Annotated in this window: 22 protein-coding genes; 3 read left to right on the forward strand and 19 right to left on the reverse strand. The window is 44.8% G+C overall.

Annotation, left to right across the window (positions count from 1 at the left end):
- Window positions 1–314, forward strand: a 314-nt coding sequence (locus AC6R05_RS08490; protein WP_500647142.1) for an OB-fold nucleic acid binding domain-containing protein, incomplete at its 5' end; no start/stop codon positions are given.
- 346 nt (window positions 315–660) lie between these two features.
- Here AC6R05_RS08490 and AC6R05_RS08495 read toward each other — a convergent pair.
- Together AC6R05_RS08495 and mlc are read right to left on the reverse strand one after the other, a co-directional pair.
- Entirely contained in the window at window positions 661–1,602 is a 942-nt protein-coding gene (locus AC6R05_RS08495) for a chemotaxis protein CheV (protein ID WP_150868965.1), read from the reverse strand.
- 168 nt (window positions 1,603–1,770) lie between these two features.
- Window positions 1,771–2,988 (reverse strand): sugar metabolism global transcriptional regulator Mlc, encoded by a 1,218-nt coding sequence (gene mlc, locus AC6R05_RS08500; RefSeq protein ID WP_032552048.1) that lies wholly within the window; start codon window positions 2,986–2,988, stop codon window positions 1,771–1,773.
- A gap of 318 nt (window positions 2,989–3,306) precedes the next feature.
- Here mlc and pyk point away from each other — a divergent pair, with 318 nt between their 5' ends.
- Complete coding sequence (gene pyk / locus AC6R05_RS08505) at window positions 3,307–4,752, forward strand: pyruvate kinase (RefSeq protein WP_285467355.1); 1,446 nt, start codon at window positions 3,307–3,309, stop codon at window positions 4,750–4,752.
- Window positions 4,753–5,150: 398 nt separating this feature from the next.
- Here the strand turns inward: pyk and AC6R05_RS08510 are convergent, their stop codons facing one another.
- Window positions 5,151–6,332 carry a patatin-like phospholipase family protein gene (locus AC6R05_RS08510; RefSeq protein WP_500647143.1) on the reverse strand — a complete coding sequence of 394 codons (1,182 nt, stop codon included), beginning with the start codon at window positions 6,330–6,332 and terminating at the stop codon, window positions 5,151–5,153.
- A 43-nt stretch (window positions 6,333–6,375) separates the two neighbouring features.
- A complete protein-coding gene (gene cydH, locus AC6R05_RS08515) occupies window positions 6,376–6,465 on the reverse strand; it encodes a cytochrome bd-I oxidase subunit CydH (protein ID WP_150868968.1) in 90 nt (29 codons plus the stop codon).
- 143 nt (window positions 6,466–6,608) lie between these two features.
- Here cydH and AC6R05_RS08520 point away from each other — a divergent pair, with 143 nt between their 5' ends.
- A complete protein-coding gene (locus AC6R05_RS08520; RefSeq protein WP_500647144.1) occupies window positions 6,609–7,202 on the forward strand; it encodes an outer membrane protein in 594 nt (197 codons plus the stop codon).
- A gap of 102 nt (window positions 7,203–7,304) precedes the next feature.
- Here AC6R05_RS08520 and AC6R05_RS08525 read toward each other — a convergent pair whose 3' ends face one another.
- The 15 genes from AC6R05_RS08525 to yceD form a co-directional block, all read right to left on the reverse strand.
- A complete protein-coding gene (locus AC6R05_RS08525; RefSeq protein ID WP_500647145.1) occupies window positions 7,305–7,709 on the reverse strand; it encodes a hypothetical protein in 405 nt (134 codons plus the stop codon).
- Window positions 7,710–7,881: 172 nt separating this feature from the next.
- On the reverse strand, window positions 7,882–9,312 hold the full coding sequence (ptsG, locus tag AC6R05_RS08530) for a PTS glucose transporter subunit IIBC (protein WP_500647146.1): 1,431 nt from the start codon (window positions 9,310–9,312) through the stop codon (window positions 7,882–7,884).
- Between the two features lie 445 nt (window positions 9,313–9,757).
- Window positions 9,758–10,525: a TatD family hydrolase gene (locus tag AC6R05_RS08535; RefSeq protein WP_032552042.1), complete on the reverse strand. Its 768-nt coding sequence runs from the start codon at window positions 10,523–10,525 to the stop codon at window positions 9,758–9,760.
- Window positions 10,516–11,481 (reverse strand): DNA polymerase III subunit delta', encoded by a 966-nt coding sequence (locus AC6R05_RS08540; RefSeq protein ID WP_500647147.1) that lies wholly within the window; start codon window positions 11,479–11,481, stop codon window positions 10,516–10,518. Before AC6R05_RS08540 ends, AC6R05_RS08535 begins: the two co-directional genes overlap by 10 nt.
- A gap of 7 nt (window positions 11,482–11,488) precedes the next feature.
- Window positions 11,489–12,121 carry a dTMP kinase gene (gene tmk, locus AC6R05_RS08545; RefSeq protein ID WP_500647148.1) on the reverse strand — a complete coding sequence of 211 codons (633 nt, stop codon included), beginning with the start codon at window positions 12,119–12,121 and terminating at the stop codon, window positions 11,489–11,491.
- Between the two features lie 11 nt (window positions 12,122–12,132).
- The gene (mltG, locus tag AC6R05_RS08550) at window positions 12,133–13,149 is read right to left on the reverse strand and encodes an endolytic transglycosylase MltG (RefSeq protein ID WP_500647149.1); all 1,017 of its coding nucleotides are present in this window, start codon (window positions 13,147–13,149) and stop codon (window positions 12,133–12,135) included.
- Window positions 13,146–13,955 (reverse strand): aminodeoxychorismate lyase, encoded by an 810-nt coding sequence (pabC, locus tag AC6R05_RS08555; RefSeq protein ID WP_500647150.1) that lies wholly within the window; start codon window positions 13,953–13,955, stop codon window positions 13,146–13,148. Before pabC ends, mltG begins: the two co-directional genes overlap by 4 nt.
- A gap of 102 nt (window positions 13,956–14,057) precedes the next feature.
- Complete coding sequence (fabF, locus tag AC6R05_RS08560; RefSeq protein WP_032552037.1) at window positions 14,058–15,302, reverse strand: beta-ketoacyl-ACP synthase II; 1,245 nt, start codon at window positions 15,300–15,302, stop codon at window positions 14,058–14,060.
- A 93-nt stretch (window positions 15,303–15,395) separates the two neighbouring features.
- The gene (gene acpP, locus AC6R05_RS08565) at window positions 15,396–15,629 is read right to left on the reverse strand and encodes an acyl carrier protein (protein ID WP_004737381.1); all 234 of its coding nucleotides are present in this window, start codon (window positions 15,627–15,629) and stop codon (window positions 15,396–15,398) included.
- A 166-nt stretch (window positions 15,630–15,795) separates the two neighbouring features.
- Window positions 15,796–16,530: a 3-oxoacyl-ACP reductase FabG gene (gene fabG, locus AC6R05_RS08570; protein WP_172974268.1), complete on the reverse strand. Its 735-nt coding sequence runs from the start codon at window positions 16,528–16,530 to the stop codon at window positions 15,796–15,798.
- Window positions 16,531–16,550: 20 nt separating this feature from the next.
- A complete protein-coding gene (fabD, locus tag AC6R05_RS08575; protein WP_032552036.1) occupies window positions 16,551–17,474 on the reverse strand; it encodes an ACP S-malonyltransferase in 924 nt (307 codons plus the stop codon).
- Window positions 17,475–17,554: 80 nt separating this feature from the next.
- Window positions 17,555–18,505: a beta-ketoacyl-ACP synthase III gene (locus AC6R05_RS08580; protein ID WP_032552035.1), complete on the reverse strand. Its 951-nt coding sequence runs from the start codon at window positions 18,503–18,505 to the stop codon at window positions 17,555–17,557.
- Between the two features lie 5 nt (window positions 18,506–18,510).
- Window positions 18,511–19,536 (reverse strand): phosphate acyltransferase PlsX, encoded by a 1,026-nt coding sequence (gene plsX, locus AC6R05_RS08585; RefSeq protein WP_032552034.1) that lies wholly within the window; start codon window positions 19,534–19,536, stop codon window positions 18,511–18,513.
- A gap of 10 nt (window positions 19,537–19,546) precedes the next feature.
- On the reverse strand, window positions 19,547–19,717 hold the full coding sequence (gene rpmF, locus AC6R05_RS08590; RefSeq protein ID WP_004414666.1) for a 50S ribosomal protein L32: 171 nt from the start codon (window positions 19,715–19,717) through the stop codon (window positions 19,547–19,549).
- A gap of 35 nt (window positions 19,718–19,752) precedes the next feature.
- Window positions 19,753–20,280: a 23S rRNA accumulation protein YceD gene (yceD, locus tag AC6R05_RS08595; protein ID WP_032552033.1), complete on the reverse strand. Its 528-nt coding sequence runs from the start codon at window positions 20,278–20,280 to the stop codon at window positions 19,753–19,755.
- Window positions 20,281–20,427 lie beyond the last annotated feature (147 nt).

Genomic DNA, 20,427 nt, shown 5'->3' on the forward strand with positions numbered 1-20,427 from the left:
ACATGCAAGATCTTAAGCATCAAAGAGATAAGTCCATGGTCACGGTTGTGGGTGTCGTGACAGGAAAACAGTCGCCGGGTACAGCGGCAGGCGTGACCTTTTTTACCCTAGAAGACAATACTGGCAATATTAATGTAGTGGTATGGAAGGCAACTGCTCGCTGCCAACAACAAGCCTATCTCACCGCAAAAATTTTAAAGGTGAAAGGAATCATTGAGAAAGAAGGTGAGGTACTTCATGTGATAGCAGGCCAGCTTATTGACCTAACGGATGAGTTAACAGGTTTAAAAACTCAGTCGCGGGAATTTCATTAATGTGGTGAGAGTCGAGAGGTAACTGTTTGTTTCAAAGCCATTATCATAGAAGTGACCAAACCAAAAAATAGAAAAGGGAGGCAATTAGCCTCCCTCAATTCTAATACGTTGAATTAAACTTCAACATCAGCTTCCGTACGTCTTTTCTTAAATTCCCTATATAGTAATAAGCTTAAAGTCATAACGACTTTAGACGTTAACCATATCATTAAGAGGGACTACCTTAGATTGTTCATGAAAAGTTACGTTAGTCATTAATACATACTCGATATGCTCAAATATGCACCACGAATATAGCAAACGTTGTCCATAAAATCATCTAAAAATAACCGTACGCTGACATTTATTATAAAATCTGGCGCATTCTTTCTTGAGTTACTTCCACCAGCAAGTCTGGTTGGAACTTAGAAATGAAGCGGTTACAGCCAACTTTCTCAACCATAGCCTCGTTAAAGCTGCCGCTGAGTGAAGTGTTCAGTGTAATGAACAGGTCTTGCATACGAGGGTCGCTACGTACTTCGTGGGTAAGCTTGTAACCATCCATCTCAGGCATCTCTGCATCGGTAATCATCAACAGAAGCTCTTCATAGATGTCTTTACCTGCATCACACCATGACTTAAGTAAATTCAAAGCCTCAAGACCATCACGACATTCAATAATGTTCAAACCAAGCTGAGACAAAGTACCTTTAATCTGGTTACGCGCTGTTGACGAGTCATCGACGATCAATACATTACGCCCAACCAATTGAGCGGCTAACTCTGCATCGAGTACGCCTTCAGAGATTGAAACATCGTAGTCGATAATCTCAGCAAGCACTTTTTCCACATCAATGATCTCAACGATCTTCTGCTGCTTGTCTTCTTCAATGTGTGTAATTGCTGTTAGGTAGTTAGCTCTGCCCGTCGTCTTCGGCGGCGGTTGAATTTCAGTCCACATCGTATTGACGATATTACGAACCTGACCAACTAAGAAGCCTTGAACGGTTCGGTTGTACTCGGTAATGATAAGGTTACTTTCTTGTGATTCTTGACGAGACGGTGGGAAACCAATCGCACTGCGTAAATCAATCACAGGTACTGACTCACCACGTAGGGAAGCAACACCAGTAATATTATGATGCGAACCCGGTAGTTTGGTTAACGCAGGTACTTTGAGCACCTCTTTTACTTTGAATACGTTAATCGCAAACAATTGGCGGCTATTCAAACTGAAAAGCAACAGCTCTAAACGGTTTTCACCGACTAACTTGGTTCTTTGATCAACCGAGTTCAAAACGCCAGACATACAACACCTTAGTGATAACAATAACTGCAGATACAATAGCCTAAATCAATAGGCTAACGCAAAACTACATAGGGAGGTTCTTAAACTAATGGCATCATTGTAAGCAATATGCCATTGAAGTAAATGGGCGGTGTTCAGATATGAGTCACGGCGAGGTTGATTTATAAATTAACCCTCGATCACCTTCATAAGTAATTGGCCATCGTACAGTGCTTGTTTGATCAGTGCAGCACCCGGCATGGTGGCTTGTTTATAGAAACGAGACTCCATCAATTCAAGGTCTTGGTGATAGACCTTTAAGCTCTGCTCTTCTATGCACTTTTGAATTGCTGGATAAAGGACGTTTTTCGCTTGGTTAACCACACCACCAATCAAGATCTTTTCAGGATTGAAAAGGTTAATCACGATAGCGATCGCCGAGCCTAAGTAATGGCCTAGCTGCTCAATGACTTCCACAGCCATAGGGTCACCTTCGGCTGCTGCTGCACAAATCTGCTCGATGGTAACGTCTTCGATACCCTCTAGAGACGAGCTTTCACCTTGAGCAATACGCTCTTTTACTTGCTCACGAATCGCTTGAGAGCTGGCAACAGTTTCCAAACAGCCTCGGTTACCGCAGTGACAAAGCTTGCCCTGTTTATCGATCTGAATATGACCGAGTTCACCGATGTTTCCGTGACGACCTTGTAAAACGCGACCATCAAGAATAATACCTGCCCCTAAACCGTGGTGGATAGAGATAAGTACAGAGTTGTCGTTGTCTTGCGAGTTACCAAACAGCTTCTCTGCCAATGCCCAAGCACGTGTGTCATTGGCAATAAAAACGGGAAGCCCAGTTTCTTTGTAGATCTCTGGCCCTAAAGCAAGGTTCTCTACATTGTAATGTGGCATCTGCAAAACGATGCCCTGCTCCGAGTTCACTAAACCCGGTAGTGTCACCGCAATGCTGGTTACCCTATCAAGCTGCTCAGCATACGTTTGAAAGAATTCGTCGATTTCATGGAGTAGACGCGCCAATACATCTTCTTGGTCGCGTTCGTGGATATCGATCTTAGTGTCGATAAGCACATCACCACCCAGCTCGTGCAAAGCGATAGTGAGATAACCACGCCCCAGTCGCATCGAAAGAAACTGCCAGCCTTCATTATTCGTTTGCAAACCAACAGCCGGACGCCCACGCGTGGTCGCTTCCTGAACCGTCGTTTCATGAATAAGGTGAGCTTCCATGAGTTCACGAGTAATTTTGGTAATACTCGCCGGAGCCAACTCACTTTGTTTGGACAGATCGATACGAGAAATGGGACCTTTAAGGTCTATTAGTTTATATACACGACCAGCATTGACCTGTTTGATATGATCAATATGGCCCGGTTGAGCCATGTACATTTTACGCTCCAGAAATCATCAACCGGGTAATTTTTTTACTTTGCGAAGTAATTGTGAAGTCCCTTGGTATATTGCCGTGACAAGCATCACGTATATACATGAATCTTTGTGTTTCGAGTCAAATACTTTAACAGAAATTCATACATCTCCCTCTACGACAAGACTTAATTTTCACCAGAAAACATCGCTCCTGCGTCTGATCATCAATTATTTTACGTAATTGGAGAAATATCTCGTTGGCTCCCAATAAATTATCAATTAATGCATATACTTAATTTTATCTTACACAGATTACTTGGTCTCACAGTAGGAGCATTCATGACAGCACAGGTAAGAAAAACAAAAATCGTTACCACACTGGGCCCATCCACAGACAAAGGCAACGTTCTCGAAGAGATCATCAAAGCCGGCGCTAACATTGTTCGCATGAACTTTTCTCATGGTAGTAGCGAAGATCACATCCAACGAGCGGCTAACGTTCGTGCTATTGCCAAAAAACTCGGTACCCAAATCGCCATTCTAGGAGACCTTCAAGGGCCGAAGATTCGAGTATCCACCTTTAGAGACGGAAAGATTCAACTCGCCGTCGGCGACAAATTTACACTCGATAGCAGCCTAGGACTGGGAGAAGGTAATCAAGAATCGGTTGGACTGGACTACAAAGAGCTACCCAATGATGTAGATGCTGGCGATGTCCTGCTACTCGATGATGGCCGTGTTCAACTAAAAGTTACTTCAGTAGAAGGCTGTCGAGTGCATACCGAAGTCATCATCGGCGGTCCTTTGTCGAACAACAAGGGGATCAATAAGAAAGGCGGCGGCCTCTCAGCTGAAGCTCTGACAGAGAAAGACAAGCGTGACATCATTACCGCCGCAGAGATCCAAGTTGATTACCTTGCTGTTTCATTCCCTCGTAACGGGGAAGACATGAGCTACGCCAGACAACTCGCTCGAGACGCTGGCTTGGAGGCGCACCTAGTCGCCAAAGTTGAACGAGCCGAGACGGTTTCTAGTATTGAGAATATGGATGACATCATCATGGCGTCAGATGTGGTCATGGTAGCCCGTGGAGACCTCGGAGTTGAGATTGGTGACCCAGAGCTCGTTGGTGTACAAAAACAGCTTATACGCCGCGCTAGAGCACTTAACCGTACGATTATCACCGCAACCCAGATGATGGAATCGATGATCTCAGCACCCATGCCAACACGTGCTGAGGTGATGGATGTCGCCAACGCCGTTCTTGATGGTACCGATGCGGTAATGCTATCTGGGGAAACGGCAGCTGGTGCCTACCCCGTGGAGACCGTTAAGTCGATGGCTGAAGTGTGTATCGGTGCAGAGAAGATGGCTGGAGTGAACCAATCTAACTACCGCATCGACCGCACGTTTGTAACGGCAGAAGAAACCATCTCAATGGCGACCATCTACTCGGCAAACCATATGGAAGGTATTAAAGGCGTTGTCACTCTCACTGAGTCTGGTCGCACAGCATTAATGATGTCTCGCCTCAGTGCCGACATGCCAATCTTCGCTTTATCACGCAACGAAGGTACTCTAAATCGCTGTACCCTATACCGAGGCGTTACGCCTATCTATTTTGAGACGGACAAAGAAGACAGCTTTGATATCGCGCTCTCTACGCTGACTTGTTTGAAAGAGAAAGGGATGCTCAAGTTTGGCGATCTCGTGATTATCACGCAAGGTGACATCATGGATGTCGCAGGCTCAACAAACTGCATGCGTGTGCTTCCTGTTACCTAGGGCGTGTTGATCTTTCGAGCTGGTTTTTGCAGCGAGTTGCTGGGTATTTATACAAGGCAGAGACTTTGATGTGTAGCTAGCCTACATGATAAGTCGATAACGCAGTAGAAATGACCAGCAAACGCTGCCCGAAGGGTTCGGCTAAAAGCGTTTTACTCTTTGTTGAGGGAGATTTGCTTAGAATGACTAGGCTACTTCTCCCTCGCCGCGATTAAAACGCTTTTATCTCGAACAAAATTTAACCACGAAAGGTCAACACGCCCTAGTCATCTGATATTACGGCATTCATACTTATGGCTGTGGAGCTAAACTTCACAGCCATTTTTGTGCTTAACACTCGATATCCGCAAGTTGAGAGGCATAAAAAGCAGAGATGTTAGATGCAGAAACGCTAGATGCTATGCGAACTGGATAACGTGAGATGCTTTGGCGTTTTGTATAGAACAATACAACTCAACAAATTTAAATCCAGCTTCCATCCCAAGCTGATAATCATGTAAGAGATCTTCTTTATCACTCATCAATGAGTTTGATTTGAGAGGCTCACTCGGCGCAATTTGAATCACGAAAGTATCGTCCGGAGGAGAGTGTAAGAAATCTTCAGTTAATGAGTAGGTTTGGTAGTGAACCATTAACATATCCGCCAAGCCGGAATCGAACTTATCGCCAACCAAGTGACTAAGACGATAGATATCATCAGCACCAAACAGCCAACGCCCGCCATTAAGCAAGTCTAAATGCCGCCTGTCACGTTTCTGTTGCTTAGAGCGAGTGATCTGTTGCTGGAAGAACGAACTCCAATCAGTCTTCCATTGCTCGACTTTCTGTTGCCAATGATCTTGCACGCTGCTGAAAGAACTACGAAACCACTCCAGCTCTTCCGCTGAGATAGGTTTCGGTGGCTTAGGTCCTTGCGCCAACTCATTCTCTGGACGCCATTCAGAAGCCGGCTCAGTGCGTATAACAATTATTGAGCGCGCTTGCCTTCTCCAAGCCTCTTGAACCGGAATTGAAGCCGATACCCCACCATCTACATAATTCTCCCCAGCGATCTCAACCTCTCCATTGTAAAGCCGAGGAATGGCACAGGTAGCGAGCATAACCTTGTACCAATCTTCACTAAATAATGGGAAATAGTGATCTTTAAGATCTTTTACATCCGTTACTGCCGCGTAGATGTTACGTCCACCTAAAGCTTGCTGCCCTAAATCAAGGTCGAGCTTATACGGATAGGCTAGGATTTTTTCGAGCGCCCATTCCATTCCCAAGCCTTTACGGTGGCGAATATAAGAGAATAGATTAAAGAACTCAGGATCCGTGGTCAGATCCATAATAAAAGACTTACCCAGACCTTTGTCTCGACAAGCAAAAGCACAAAGATTCAGAGCACCAGCAGAGGTACCAAAGAAATCATCGAATGGGTCAAAATTGGAGAGGAGAAAGGCGTCTAATACGCCAGATGTAAATATCCCTCTTTGGCCACCACCTTGAGCAACCAAAGCTGTTTTACCCGCAATAAACTTGTCATAGTAAGCCAAGTCTATTGCGATATCGGTATTAGTAATTACGCCACTGTTCATTGCTACTTAAAGCGAACTGTGCAACTTCGCTTTCCTGCTGTAATTAGTTGGTTATTGCAATAAAACCGAACGTTAGCAGCACGATGAAGATAAAAGCGGTAATTTGTAGAGCGTTTTTCAGATCATGTTCCATAGACACCTCTGGTTATTATAAATTTATTTAGCCTCATTTAAGTGATATCAGGTGTGTGAAGTATGTTCAAGATTCGTCGAAATTAGTCGCACAATATTGACGTAAGCATCACAATTAGTGGGTGTATGGATAAGGATAGGCCCATGAATAACAAAGCAAATACTCTCGCGCTTTTCGCACTCCTGAGCTATTCAGGGGCTTCTCTGTCTGCAGAGATTCAAATCACACCTATGATTGGTTTCACTGGCGGTGGTGCTGTCGAGGATGAAGATGGCAACACCTACGATATGGAAAATTCGGCAAGCTACTCTCTTGCTATTGAAACGCCACTCGAAAAAGGTCGAGTTGGACTATTCTACTCAAATCAAAAATCTGAACTAGAATCTCTAAAACTAGACTCTTCAATTCAATATTTACACTTCCAGAGCAGTATCTACTACCCTGCAACGAACCAGTTTTCTGGTTACCTAGGTTTGGGGCTAGGCGCTTCCTATGTCGATGTCGACTGGGCCAAAGATAAGTATGGATTCTCAGCATCCATATTTGGTGGTGTAGAATACAAGTTGTCTGACAGCCTCGCACTAACTTCTCAATTACGCTGGCTAGGTACAGTGGTTGATAACGATACCAGTGGAGCTTGTACCGTCCCTTCTACAGGGCAAAACTGCGTGATCCGTTTCGACACTGACTGGATGAACCAGTTTCAAGCGAATATCGGTCTAACATTTACTTTCTAGAGATACAACGTCAGATACTTAAGAGCGATCTGCATTAATGTTATCTAATAAAAAAACAGGTGCGAATAAAATCGCACCTGTTTATCTATCTAACTTCTGAGTTTAAAACTTGTAAGTCACACCCACTGCACCACCAAGTTGTAACTCGGCTCCCGCGTACAGATCCAACTCAGGATGAACTTGGGCGTAAGCGTTCCACCCGTCATAGAAATTCACTTTTACACCTAGTGGAACTCGTACACCAAAGTCATCCTCCCACTCAGCCCATGCACCAACGCCTACATACCAGTCTAAAGGTGTTTCTGAATCAAACTTGCCACGTTTAAGCATGTAATCGAAGGCGGCGCCATCATTACCCACGGTTACACGGTAAGTGTTATCAATTTCAATAACGGCGCTTAAATCTTGGTCTAAAGCTAACCCCACTTCAAGGTCTGCGTTGTCTGCGGCTTGTGAAGTGAAAGTAACACTCGCCATGAGTAAACCTAATAACCCATACTGTTTCATAATCAATCCCTATAAATACATATGCGGAGAAGCATAAATACCTATAGAAGATAAATGTCATCTTAGGGTTAGAGAATGGTGGATGTTAAGTCAACTTAACGAGAGTAGTGAGAAATATGCAAAAACGAAAAAAGGAGGCTTAAAGCCTCCTTCTATTCTGTTGAATCAGTGATTAACCGTTGTTACGGATCCACTCATCCATGTCTGTTTTCAGGTTGTCAGACTTAGTACCGAAGATAGCTTGAACGCCACCAGCTACTACTACTACACCAGCAGCACCCAGTTTCTTCAGTTTGTCTTGGTCAACAACTTCAGTATCAGCAACCGCTACACGTAGACGAGTGATACAAGCGTCAAGACCAGTGATGTTAGCTTTACCGCCAAATGCAGCAACTAGTTCGCCAGCTAGCTCAGAGCCAGTCGCTACAGCTTGGTCTTCAGACTCGTCTTCACGACCAGGAGTCTTAAGGTCTAGAGCTTTGATTACTGTGCGGAATACAAAGTAGTAAAGCGCTGCGTAACCTAGGCCACAAACAATCATTAGACCCATCTTAGACGCGTTGCCAGATAGAACTAGGAAGTCGATTAGACCGTGAGAGAAAGATGTACCGTGTACAAAACCTAGAGTGTTCGCTAGAACGTATGCAGAACCTGCTAGTAGAGCGTGGATTGCGTACAGTACTGGAGCAACGAATAGGAATGAGAATTCGATTGGCTCAGTAATACCTGTTAGGAATGAAGTCAGAGCAGCTGATGCCATGATACCCATTACTTTAACGCGGTTTTCAGGTTTAGCAGAGTGTGCAATTGCGATTGCAGCAGCTGGTAGACCGAACATCTTGAACATGTAACCACCTGCTAGCTGACCGAAGCCGTTGCCTGCAGCACGAGATGCTTCATCAGCAACTAGGTAACAAGTAAGAACACCGTTTTGAGTTTCGCCAGCAGCGTTTACACAAGTACCAGCTTCGAAGAAGAAAGGTACGTTCCAAACGTGGTGAAGACCGAATGGGATCAAAGAACGCTCGATGATGCCGTAGATACCAAACGCAACTTGTGGGTTTTGGTGTGCAGCCCAATCAGAGAATGCAGCGATTGCGCCGCCAACTGGTGGCCATACGATAGATAGTAGGATTGCAAGACCGATCGCAGAGAAACCAGTGATGATTGGCACAGCACGCTTACCAGCGAAGAAGCCTAGGTACTCTGGAAGTTGGATACGGAAGAAACGGTTGAATGCCCAAGCAGCAACACCACCGACTAGGATACCACCTAGTACACCAGTATCGATTTTCTCAACGCCCATAACACCAGCCATTACGCCAAGTGTTGCAGTCATGATACCGTAACCAACGATTGCAGCTAGACCAGCTACACCGTCATTGTTTGTAAAGCCAAGTGCAACACCTACAGCAAATAGCAGAGCCATTTGACCGAATACTGAACCACCCGCTTGTTCCATTAGATTAGAAACAATCTCTGGAATGAAAGGAAGGTCCGCTGCACCAACACCAAGCAAAATACCCGCAACTGGTAAAACTGATACTGGTAGCATCAGAGACTTACCAACTTTTTGCAGGCTAGCAAAAAGGTTCTTAAACATGTTTATGCTCCTGATAAAGATAAAATAATTATATGGGTTCTAACGGCACACCCCCGTAGCCTAAATGTTAGCACCCAGTGAAAATGTAACCATGTATTGCATTATATTTTCTGCCGCTAAATATATATTGATGGGTAACAAACTTTCTAGTGACTTACGAAATTTAGTTTCAAAACACGTCTTGGATCACATGTCAAATCCAAAAATGCAATGGTTTACAAATCTATAAATCTTTGTTTTTAATGGATTTTTTATTTAAAGATTATTATTTCACGGGGTAAATAAAATAAGGGCTAATGTTATTTTTAGTAACAAATTTACAGATGTTATATTTTATGCTCTCAAGTTCAACATAATTCGTAAACATTAAAAAAGTTGAGCGTTTTGGTGATCTAATACGCAAAAAAGGGAGCTTACGCTCCCTTTTGTTTATCGATTTCATTTTTCATCGCAAAAAAAGTTTTCGGTAATTTTCCGTTGTTTTTTGTGCAACTTCTTTCATTGAAATTCCCTTTAGCTGAGCGATGTACGCGGCCACTTCAACCACATATGCAGGCTGATTCTGTTTACCACGATATGGGACCGGAGCGAGATATGGAGAGTCTGTTTCAATCAGTAGCCTATCAAGTGGGATATTTTTAACCACTTCTTTTAACTCTGTCGCTTGCCTAAAAGTCACGATGCCAGAAATTGATATGTAAAAACCCAACTCCATCGCAGCATCAGCGAACGCCTGATCCTCAGTAAAACAGTGAATAACACCACCGCATTTCTCAGCGCCACCATCACGCAAAATAGCGAGAGTATCTTCGCGTGCATTGCGTGTATGAATGATCAAAGGCTTGTTAAGCTCAACTGCAAGTTCAACATGCTGCTTAAAGCGTTCTTGTTGCAGCTCTGCTGTCTCTGGTTGGTAGTGGTAATCCAACCCGGTCTCACCAATAGCAACAACCTTATCGTCGCTTGCGTAACGACGCATACGTTCAAAATCGAAGTCACTCTCAACATCAAGTGGATGAACACCACACGATGCATGAACATTATCGAAAGGCGAGATCATTTCGAGCATATTTTCGAAAGAATCTAATGTCACACCAACGGAAAGTAGCTGTTCAACGTTAGCTTCTTTGGCCTTATTGATGACATCTTCTACGCCAGTATGTAAATCTTGATAGTCCAATTTGTCTAAATGACAGTGGGAATCTACGAACATGTTTCCTCGCAAGTGGCAATAAGCCAATTCATTATCAGAAGCTCTGTGTTAAGCCCTGGATGTTGCTTTAATTGTTCAAGAAGAACCAATAGCTGACTCGATGATTTATGAGCCGCTTGATACGAAAGAGTGCTAGATAACGCTTGTGCGCTCGGCAGAATAGATTGGCTTTGAATACCAAAATGTACCTTCTGCACGTCTGAGAGTAGGTGCCATAACCAGCTTAACTGAACAATTGAATCTTTCGCTATTTCAGATGCCAATTGCATCAAATTGAAGTCACTGCGCTGAATAATCTTCAGAAAGCGGTCAAACAGTTGTTGAGAGTTCTCTAACCCCCCCTCTTCTACCATTACCTTTGCCAGTAGCGGAGCATTGTCATTCAGAGCTAGCACGTAGTCTGGCACATCTTTTCCTAGCTCTTGCTTCAACCATTGAGCACCGACCTCTAAGCTCGGCGCTGCAACACTAAATTGCTGACAGCGACTCACAATCGTCGGCATTAAACGATGGCTATTCTGGCTAACTAGAATAAAAACACACTCACTAGAGGGTTCTTCTAAGGTCTTTAGTAGTGCATTCGAAGCCGATTCATTCATCGCCTCGGCTGGACTAACCACGATGACACGCAAGCCATTCAATTGGGATGACTCTTGCGCCCAGCGATTACTCGATCGTATCTGATCGACCGTGATCGCTTTGCCCTCTTTCTCTGGAGAGATGACATGAAAATCGGGGTGACTGCCTGATTTCATCAGCTCACAGCTATGACAAAAACCGCAAGCCTCACTTTCGTAGTTGATACACATCAACGACGCGGTGAGTTGATCCACGGCTTTTTCTACACCCAAACCTAGCGGTGCATTCACAATCGATGAATTAGGGAATCGCCCTGCATCTAGACTCTTTTTCCACTCGTTCCAAAGTGGTGATAGCCAAGGGTATAACTCGGTCATGTTTAACCTACTGTTGCTCTAACCAAGTTGTTAGTGCTCGTTTGATATCTGCCGCTACTTGCTCGATCTCTTGCTCTGCATTAATGACCAATACCGATTCATCTTGCTCAGCGATCTCTAAGTAACGTGCACGTGTACGATCGAAGAATGAGATATCCATCTTTTCAATACGATCTAACTCACCGCGACCACGCGCACGCTCAAGGCCAACACGTGGGTCCAAATCTAAATATAGAGTTAAATCGGGCTTGAAGTCGCCCAAAGTAGTCTCTTTCAATGACGTCATGGTCTTGCGGTCAATCTGACGACCACCGCCTTGATAGGCTTGTGACGACATATCATGACGATCACCCAGTACCCATTTACCTTCAGCAAGCGCTGGCTTAATTACATTCTCTACCAGTTGAACACGCGCTGCATACATCAACAACAGCTCGGTCATATCTTGCAGCTTCTCACCTTCATGCTCTTCTTTGACTAAAGAGCGCATCTTTTCGGCAAGGACAGTACCACCAGGCTCACGAGTATTCACGACCTCAGCGACGCCTGATTCTTTGAGTGTCGCTAAGATTGCGTTAATCGCAGTGCTTTTACCTGCACCTTCTAGGCCTTCTACCGTAATAAACTTCGACTGATTCATAGCTTTGTTCTTTATTTGTTCTTTCTTAATTGTTTTAAGTAAGCTCGTACTGCACGGTTGTGCTCAGCCAAACTCTTTGAAAATACGTGACCACCTGTGCCGCTTGCCACAAAGTAAAGATAGTTACTCTGTTCTGGGTTCAAAGCCGCATTAATCGATGCTCTGCCAGCCATCGCAATCGGCGTAGGCGGTAGACCATTGATAGTGTATGTGTTGTATGGTGTTGGTGTTCTTAAATCTTTCTTACGAATGTTGCCATCATAGCTATCACCCATTCCGTAGATAACGGTTGGGTCGGTTTGCAGACGCATACGCTTGTTTAGGCGATTCACGAATACCGATGAAACACGCTCACGCTCAGAAGCAACGGCGGTCTCTTTTTCGATAATAGACGCTAGGATAAGCGCTTCGTAAGGTGATTTTAGAGGCAGTTTTTCAGCGCGAGCACCCCACTCTTGGTTAACCACATCCATGAGATCTTTGTGAGCACGCTTCAACAAATCTAAGTCGCTGGTGCCATAGGTGTAGTGATAAGTCTCAGCGAGGAATAAACCTTCTAACTTCTTGTGTTCAATACCCAGCAGCTCTGCGATCTCTTCTTCTGAGACGCCTTGTAGCGTCTGCTCAATAAATTCGTTCTGTTCTAACTGCTGACGCCACTCATCAAAGCGGCTACCTTCAACAAATGTGATCGTAAACTGGTGCTCTTTACCTTCAACCAGTACTTGCAGTGCTTGGTTAAGCGTTAGTTCTGGCTCAAGCAAGAAAGTACCCGCTTTCACATCAACCAATTCTGGGTGAAGCTTACGAATAAGCTTGCTGTATGGCGACGCCGTAAACAAACCTTCATCAACCAGTTGATTCAATACACGATGGAAACTCGCACCAGGAGCGACAGTGATCACCTGCGGCTCTTCGAGCTGAATCACTTGCTTTAGGTGCGCTTCAGCTTGATTGTAAACATAGAATGCTGCTGATGCTGCAATCACTAAGCATAAGACGACAAAAATAGATAACTTCTTAATCACGAGTTTAATAGTCCTTGAAGGGTACGTGTGACATGTCCAATTTCGAATTGTGTTTCTTTAATCTTGGTAACAGGCGCAACACCGAGGATCGAGTTAGTCATAAAGACCTCTTCGCCAGAAAGCAGGTGTTCTAGGTCAAAGCGACCGACCACAACCTCTGTTTGCTTACCTAGCTCAAGCAACACCTGTTTACGCATTACCCCAGCAACGCCACTGGCGTTAAGTTCAGGAGTGAAGAGCTTAGAACCCTTACGCCAAAACAGGTTTGCCATCGTGGTTTCGACCACCTGCTCATTGATATCTAATGCAATACCATCAACCAAGCCTAATTCATCTAGCTCAGCCTTCATGAGAATCTGCTCAAGACGATTGTTATGCTTGTGGCCGGCTAACAATGGGGATAGCCCTAATTTTTGCTGACAAACACCGAGTTCGACGCCAGATTGCAGCCATTGACTGTAATGTTCTGGATAAGCAAACGTACTAATGGTCACGACAGATGAAAACGCCCCTGATGGGCTGTAACCTCGGCCACCAGAACCACGACTCACATGCAGCTTAACGCCTCCTAACCCTTTTTCAGGTACAGAGCAAAGCGCTTTACCCAACCATAAGCTGACTTGCTCCCAATCGAGAGGAGCAATGCGCAAAGCAACGAGACAAGCATCAACTCGCTGTTGGTGATCATTGTAATATTGAATTTCACCATCGAGTGTCAGCATCGTGGTAAAACAACCATCGCCATACTGAAACGAGCGATCGGTCAAGGCGACTGTTTGTTGGCTTTCTCCATCAACCCAAAACATGCTTTTCTCCAAAAAAGAAACGGCTCAATGCTAAGCATCAAGCCGTTTAAAAACAAGTCTAATTAGTGACTATCTACGATGTTTGAGTCTTTTATAAGATGATTAAATCTTTTTGAAGATCAAACAGCCGTTTGTACCACCAAAGCCGAATGAGTTACACGCCGCATATTCCATGCCGCTAACTTCACGAGCTGTGTGTGGAACTAGGTCAATGTCTAAACCCTCTTCAGGATCGTCTAGGTTAATAGTTGGTGGAACAACTTGGTCAACCAGAGACATTGCAGTGATGATAGCTTCTGCAGAACCTGCAGCACCTAGTAAGTGACCAGTCATCGACTTAGTCGAAGAAACGAGTACTTGCTTGTAACCTGCTTCGCCAAGAGCACGCTTGATGCCTTTGATCTCTGCTACGTCACCTGCTGGAGTCGATGTACCGTGTGCATTTACATAACCGATTTGTTCACCAGTAATGCCAGCATCACGCATCGCCGCTTCCATCGCTAGTGCACCACCTGAACCATCTTCACTTGGAGAAGTCATGTGATAAGCGTCACCAGACATACCGAAGCCTACAAGCTCACAGTAGATCTTAGCGCCACGAGCTTTAGCGTGTTCGTACTCTTCTAGTACCATCATGCCTGCGCCATCGCCAAGAACAAAACCGTCACGGCCTTTATCCCATGGACGAGAAGCTTTTTGCGGCTCATCGTTACGTGTTGATAGTGCTTTAGCTGCACCGAAACCACCCATACCTAGAGGCGTAGATGCTTTCTCAGCACCACCCGCTAGCATTGCGTCAGCATCGCCGTATGCAATCATACGAGCTGCGTGACCAATGTTGTGCAGGCCAGTTGTACATGCAGTAGAAATAGCGATGTTAGGACCGCGTAGACCACGCATGATAGACATGTGACCCGCGATCATGTTTACGATGGTTGACGGTACAAAGAATGGGCTGATTTTACGAGGGCCTTTTTCAGTCAGAGCTTGGTGACCAGCTTCGATCAAACCTAAGCCGCCGATACCAGAACCGATAGCCACACCAATACGTGGTGCGTTCTCATCAGTAACGGTTAGACCAGAATCATCAAGTGCCTGAACACCTGCTGCGACGCCGTACTGGATGAATAGATCCATTTTACGAGCATCTTTTTTAGACATGTACTCTTCGCAGTTAAAGTCTTTAACTAGACCTGCAAAACGAGTTGAGAAATTGGTTGCATCAAAGTGCTCGATATTCACGATACCACTTTGACCAGCTAGCAGGGCTTTCCAAGAAGATTCTACAGTGTTGCCTACCGGTGACAACATACCCATGCCAGTGACAACTACACGACGCTTGGACACGATTTTACACTCCGGGGATTGAAATGATTTAGGATGAGGATAGATGAGTTAGATAAAACACAGGCGGTCGAGGTGACCGCCTGGGAGAGATTATTACTGAGCGCTAGTTACGTAATCGATAGCAGCTTGAACAGTAGTAATTTTCTCAGCTTCTTCATCTGGGATTTCAGTGTCGAATTCTTCTTCTAGAGCCATTACTAGCTCAACAGTGTCTAGAGAATCAGCACCTAGGTCATCAACGAAAGAAGCTTCGTTTTTAACTTCTGCTTCGTCTACACCTAGTTGTTCAACAATGATTTTCTTTACGCGTTCTTCGAGGTTGCTCATTTTTTCTTTTCCTTTACAGAGTTCGCTTTATGCGATGTTTTCCGTAGTTTATTCAATCTATTAAAAGTTGCAAGGCCAACTTTTCTGGTCAAACCACAATTTTAGCGATTTTAACCGAAATTACGTATGATTTTGACTTAAATCATGCACAAATGTTGCACACAATTTACACCATGTACATACCGCCATTGACGTGAAGTGTTTCACCTGTGATATAAGCTGCCGCAGGCGACGCCAAAAATACCACAGCTTCAGCGATTTCGCGAGGGTCACCTAGACGACCTGCTGGTACATTCGCCAAAGTTGCTGCACGTTGGTCATCATTTAGCGCTTTTGTCATGTCTGTTTCAATAAAACCAGGTGCAACTGTGTTCACTGTCACACCACGAGAAGCTACTTCACGTGCCATAGACTTAGTGAAACCGATAACACCTGCTTTAGCTGCAGCATAGTTTGCTTGGCCAGCGTTGCCCATAGTACCAACAACAGAACCTACGTTGATGATACGGCCTTCACGCTTCTTCATCATGCCACGCAGTACAGCTTTAGACATGCGGTAGATAGGCGTTAGGTTAGTATCGATGATATCGTTCCACTCGTCGTCTTTCATGCGCATAAGTAGGTTATCGCGTGTGATACCAGCATTGTTCACTAGGATATCAATCGCACCAAACTCATCGTTGATGGTTTTTAGTGTTGCAGCGATAGAATCAACATCTGTTACGTTCAGAGCAAGACCTTTACCGTTCTCACCAAGATACTCGCTGATCGCAGCAGCACCGTTTTCTGACGTTGCAGTACCGATAACTTTAGCACCGCGCTCAACTAAAAGTTCAGCGATAGCACGACCGATACCACGGCTTGCACCTGTAACTAGTGCAACTTTGCCTTCTAAATTCATCATAACTTCTCTTTATGTCGTTATTTAGCAGCTTCTAGTGATGCAGCATCATTTACTGCAGCAGCTGTCATTGTTTTAACAATACGCTTAGTTAGACCTGTTAGTACTTTACCTGGGCCTAATTCTAGTAGTTTTTCTACGCCTTGCTCGTTCATTGCTTGAACACCTTCAGTCCAACGTACTGGGCTGTAAAGTTGACGAACAAGTGCATCTTTAATCTTCGCAGGGTCTGTTTCAGCAGCCACATCAACGTTGTTGATTACAGGCAGTGCAGGTGCGTTGAACTCTAGTGCTTCTAGAGCAACTGCTAGCTTCTCAGCAGCTGGCTTCATTAGTGCACAGTGAGACGGTACAGATACTGGTAGAGGAAGTGCACGCTTAGCGCCCGCTTCTTTACATAGTGCACCAGCACGCTCTACAGCCGCTTTGTTACCAGCGATAACAACTTGGCCTGGAGAGTTGAAGTTAACTGGAGAAACCACTTCATCTTGTGCAGCTTCTTCACAAGCTTTAGCGATTGATTCGTCATCTAGACCAATGATTGCGTACATTGCACCAACGCCTGCTGGTACCGCTTCTTGCATCAATTGACCACGAAGTTCAACCAGCTTGATCGCTTCTTTGAAGTCGATAACGCCTGCACATACTAATGCAGAGTACTCACCCAGGCTGTGGCCTGCTAGGTTTGCAGGTTGCTCGAGGCCAAGCTCTTGCCATACACGCCAGATAGCAACAGATGCTGCAAGTAGAGCTGGTTGAGTACGGAAAGTTTCGTTTAGGTTTTCTACTGGACCTTCTTGAACTAGAGCCCATAGGTCGTAACCAAGAGCTTCAGAAGCTTCAGCGAATGTTTGTTTTACAACATCATACTGCTCGCCTAGTTCAGCAAGCATACCAACAGCTTGAGAGCCTTGGCCTGGGAATACGATAGCAAACTTGCTCATTGTAATTATCCTTTAAGCAATGCAAAAAATTGAATAAGGCACATAATCTATGTGCCTTGATTGTTCTGTCGACTTAGGGGTTAGAACTTAACCAGAGCTGAGCCCCAAGTGAAACCGCCGCCAAACGCTTCAAGAAGAAGAGTCTGACCACGCTTAATTCGTCCATCGCGAACCGCTTCATCTAACGCAGTCGGAACCGTCGCTGCCGACGTGTTGCCGTGCTTATCAAGTGTAATCACCACCTGATCAAGTGACATAGTTAGCTTTTTAGCTGTTGCAGAGATAATGCGGTAGTTAGCTTGGTGTGGCACCAGCCAATCAAGTTCCGACTTATCCATGTTGTTAGCTGCCAGTGTGTCTTTTACTAGCTTAGAAAGCTGAGTCACTGCCACCTTGAAAACTTCGTTGCCTGCCATGTGAAGCCATTTGTCAGCATCACCGCCGCGCTCAGGAACTTCAAGGCTTAGTAGCTCACCGTATTTACCATCAGAGTAAATGTGAGTAGACAAAATACCTGGCTCTTCACTCGCACCCACAACAACTGCACCTGCGCCATCACCAAATAGGATGATAGTAGAACGATCAGTTGGGTCACAAGTTTTAGACAATGCATCTGCACCGATAACCAAAACGTTCTTACACATGCCTGATTTGATGTGTTGGTCAGCCACTGATAATGCGTAAACAAAACCAGAACATGCCGCCGCTAAGTCAAACGCTGGGCAGCCTTTAATACCAAGCTTACCTTGCACCTGACATGCAGAAGAAGGGAACGTATGGCTGCTGCTGGTCGTTGCAACAATGATCAAGTCGATATCATTTTTATCGATACCCGCCATATCAATTGCGTTTTCAGCAGCGTAGAACGCCATATCCGCTACAGTTTCATTTTCTGCAGCAATACGACGCTCTTTAATACCTGTTCTAGCAACAATCCACTCATCGCTAGTCTCTACCATTTTCTCTAGATCTGCGTTTGTACGCACCTGAGATGGCAAGTAGCTGCCAGTACCTAATATTTTGCTATACATGAAGACTAATAATGCCTCTCGAGTAAAACCGCTTCCAAACGATCGCTAATGCGGCTAGGGACTTGTCGTTTGACCTCGTGTACTGCCTCGCCAATTGCGTTGACGACCGCAGATACATCAGCACTTCCATGACTTTTAATGACAATGCCGCGCAATCCTAACAAACTTGCGCCGTTATACTGGTCGGGGTTCAAGGTTTTTAATTCAGTAAATAGCTCAGAAAACAATATTCTGGCGATCCAACCCTTTATCGTTGACGCCATGATGCGCGTTTTTAGCTTATCAATAAAGAGTTGTGCAGTGCCTTCACACGTTTTTAGGCACACATTGCCCACAAAACCATCACAAACAACCACATCTGCTGCATCTTGCAGCAGTTGATTTCCTTCAATATAGCCGATGAAGTTCACAGACTGGGTGTTAGACAACATTTCCGCGCATCGTTTTACAAGGTCATTGCCTTTTATTTCTTCTGCGCCGATATTCAAAATCGCGACACGTGGTGGGCGGTTTAAATGTTGTTCTGCAAGTGCGCTTCCCATAACAGCAAATTGAAAAAGAGAGTCTGCGTCACTGGATACGTTGGCACCTAGATCCAGCATCCACGTTCTACCACCGGATGCAGTTGGTAACGCGGAGACAAGTGCTGGTCTATCAATGCCGGGAAGGAGTTTCAAACGAAAACGAGACAAAGCCATTAATGCACCGGTATTACCACCGCTGACACATGCGTCTGCTTGAGATTCCGCAACCAGATCGATTGCTTCACGCATAGAGCTGCCCTGACTGTTTCGTAAGGCAAGAGAAGGCTTTTCTGAGTTTGAAATAACTCGGTCACAGTGCTGGATGCTCAAACGAGAATCAGGCTGCCGACCTAATGAGGATAATTGAGATGTGATCGCATTTCGATCACCTATGAGAATGACTTTTAGCTCTGGGAAATACGACAGTGCCTGCACGGCGGCAGGCACTGTTACACGAGGACCGAAATCCCCGCCCATTGCATCAAGCGCAACGGTTATATTTTGCAAAAGGTCAACCTTACTTGTTGATAACCTTTTTGCCGCGGTAGTAACCTTCCGCAGTCACGTTGTGACGTAGGTGAGTTTCACCTGAAGTTGCGTCTACAGAAAGTGCAGCTGTAGTTAGCGCATCGTGTGAACGACGCATGCCACGCATTGAACGTGATTTCTTGCTCTTTTGTACGGCCATTGACCCTACTCCTATGTAAATTCTTAAAGAAGCAGTTACTTCTTTAAGCTTTTTAAAACATCAAATGGATTCGGCTTCTTTTCTTCCTCAATTTCTTCAGGAAGTTCACCAAACACCAAGTTATTTGAGTTAACGCTACAGTCCGCTTCGTCGTGCATTGCTACTTGAGGCAATCCAAGGATGAACTCGTCTTCAACTAGTTGAATCAGGTCTAACTCACCGTACTCGTTCAGATCTACCAAATCGTACTCTTCCGGTGCTTCTTCTTCACTTTTCTCATTGTAGTAAGGAGTATAAGTGAATTCGACATCGCACTCATGTGCGAAAACCTCATTACAACGTTGACACTCTAAATCGACTTCGACGTTAGCTTTACCAGAGATAACGACTAATCGTTGTTCATCAAGCCCAAATGACAATGAGACTTGCGCGTCACGTTTTACGCCTTCAGTTGCTTCGCTTAAGCGCTTGAAAAGACTAGTTTGGATGATGCCATCTAAATCAAGTCGTTTTTGAGCGGTTCTAGCCGGATCAACTGTACGCGGTATTTTTACCTTTTGCATAGGGCGCGAATATTATCTTCCAAATCGAGTTTAGTCAAAGGAAATGGCAAAAAAAGTACACTTTTTTCCCTTTCCCATACAGAGCATTATGAATATCAAGATAAGTTACTATATCCTGCATTAAATGCTTCTACGAATTGTAAATTA

The organism is Vibrio sp. R11-SG3-ISO9, assembly GCF_059834255.1.

Bases quoted from the DNA above. Each gene is read 5' to 3' on its own strand.
- acpP (WP_004737381.1), bottom strand. From the start codon at position 15,629: ATGAGCAACCTCGAAGAACGCGTAAAGAAAATCATTGTTGAACAACTA.
- tmk (WP_500647148.1), bottom strand. From the start codon at position 12,121: ATGAATCAGTCGAAGTTTATTACGGTAGAAGGCCTAGAAGGTGCAGGT.
- AC6R05_RS08540 (WP_500647147.1), bottom strand. From the start codon at position 11,481: ATGACCGAGTTATACCCTTGGCTATCACCACTTTGGAACGAGTGGAAA.
- pabC (WP_500647150.1), bottom strand. From the start codon at position 13,955: ATGTTTTGGGTTGATGGAGAAAGCCAACAAACAGTCGCCTTGACCGAT.
- fabG (WP_172974268.1), bottom strand. From the start codon at position 16,530: ATGAATTTAGAAGGCAAAGTTGCACTAGTTACAGGTGCAAGCCGTGGT.
- AC6R05_RS08520 (WP_500647144.1), top strand. From the start codon at position 6,609: ATGAATAACAAAGCAAATACTCTCGCGCTTTTCGCACTCCTGAGCTAT.
- rpmF (WP_004414666.1), bottom strand. From the start codon at position 19,717: ATGGCCGTACAAAAGAGCAAGAAATCACGTTCAATGCGTGGCATGCGT.
- AC6R05_RS08495 (WP_150868965.1), bottom strand. From the start codon at position 1,602: ATGTCTGGCGTTTTGAACTCGGTTGATCAAAGAACCAAGTTAGTCGGT.
- pyk (WP_285467355.1), top strand. From the start codon at position 3,307: ATGACAGCACAGGTAAGAAAAACAAAAATCGTTACCACACTGGGCCCA.
- ptsG (WP_500647146.1), bottom strand. From the start codon at position 9,312: ATGTTTAAGAACCTTTTTGCTAGCCTGCAAAAAGTTGGTAAGTCTCTG.
- AC6R05_RS08535 (WP_032552042.1), bottom strand. From the start codon at position 10,525: ATGTTCGTAGATTCCCACTGTCATTTAGACAAATTGGACTATCAAGAT.
- AC6R05_RS08580 (WP_032552035.1), bottom strand. From the start codon at position 18,505: ATGTATAGCAAAATATTAGGTACTGGCAGCTACTTGCCATCTCAGGTG.
- AC6R05_RS08510 (WP_500647143.1), bottom strand. From the start codon at position 6,332: ATGAACAGTGGCGTAATTACTAATACCGATATCGCAATAGACTTGGCT.
- cydH (WP_150868968.1), bottom strand. From the start codon at position 6,465: ATGGAACATGATCTGAAAAACGCTCTACAAATTACCGCTTTTATCTTC.
- yceD (WP_032552033.1), bottom strand. From the start codon at position 20,280: ATGCAAAAGGTAAAAATACCGCGTACAGTTGATCCGGCTAGAACCGCT.
- mlc (WP_032552048.1), bottom strand. From the start codon at position 2,988: ATGTACATGGCTCAACCGGGCCATATTGATCATATCAAACAGGTCAAT.
- fabD (WP_032552036.1), bottom strand. From the start codon at position 17,474: ATGAGCAAGTTTGCTATCGTATTCCCAGGCCAAGGCTCTCAAGCTGTT.
- AC6R05_RS08525 (WP_500647145.1), bottom strand. From the start codon at position 7,709: ATGAAACAGTATGGGTTATTAGGTTTACTCATGGCGAGTGTTACTTTC.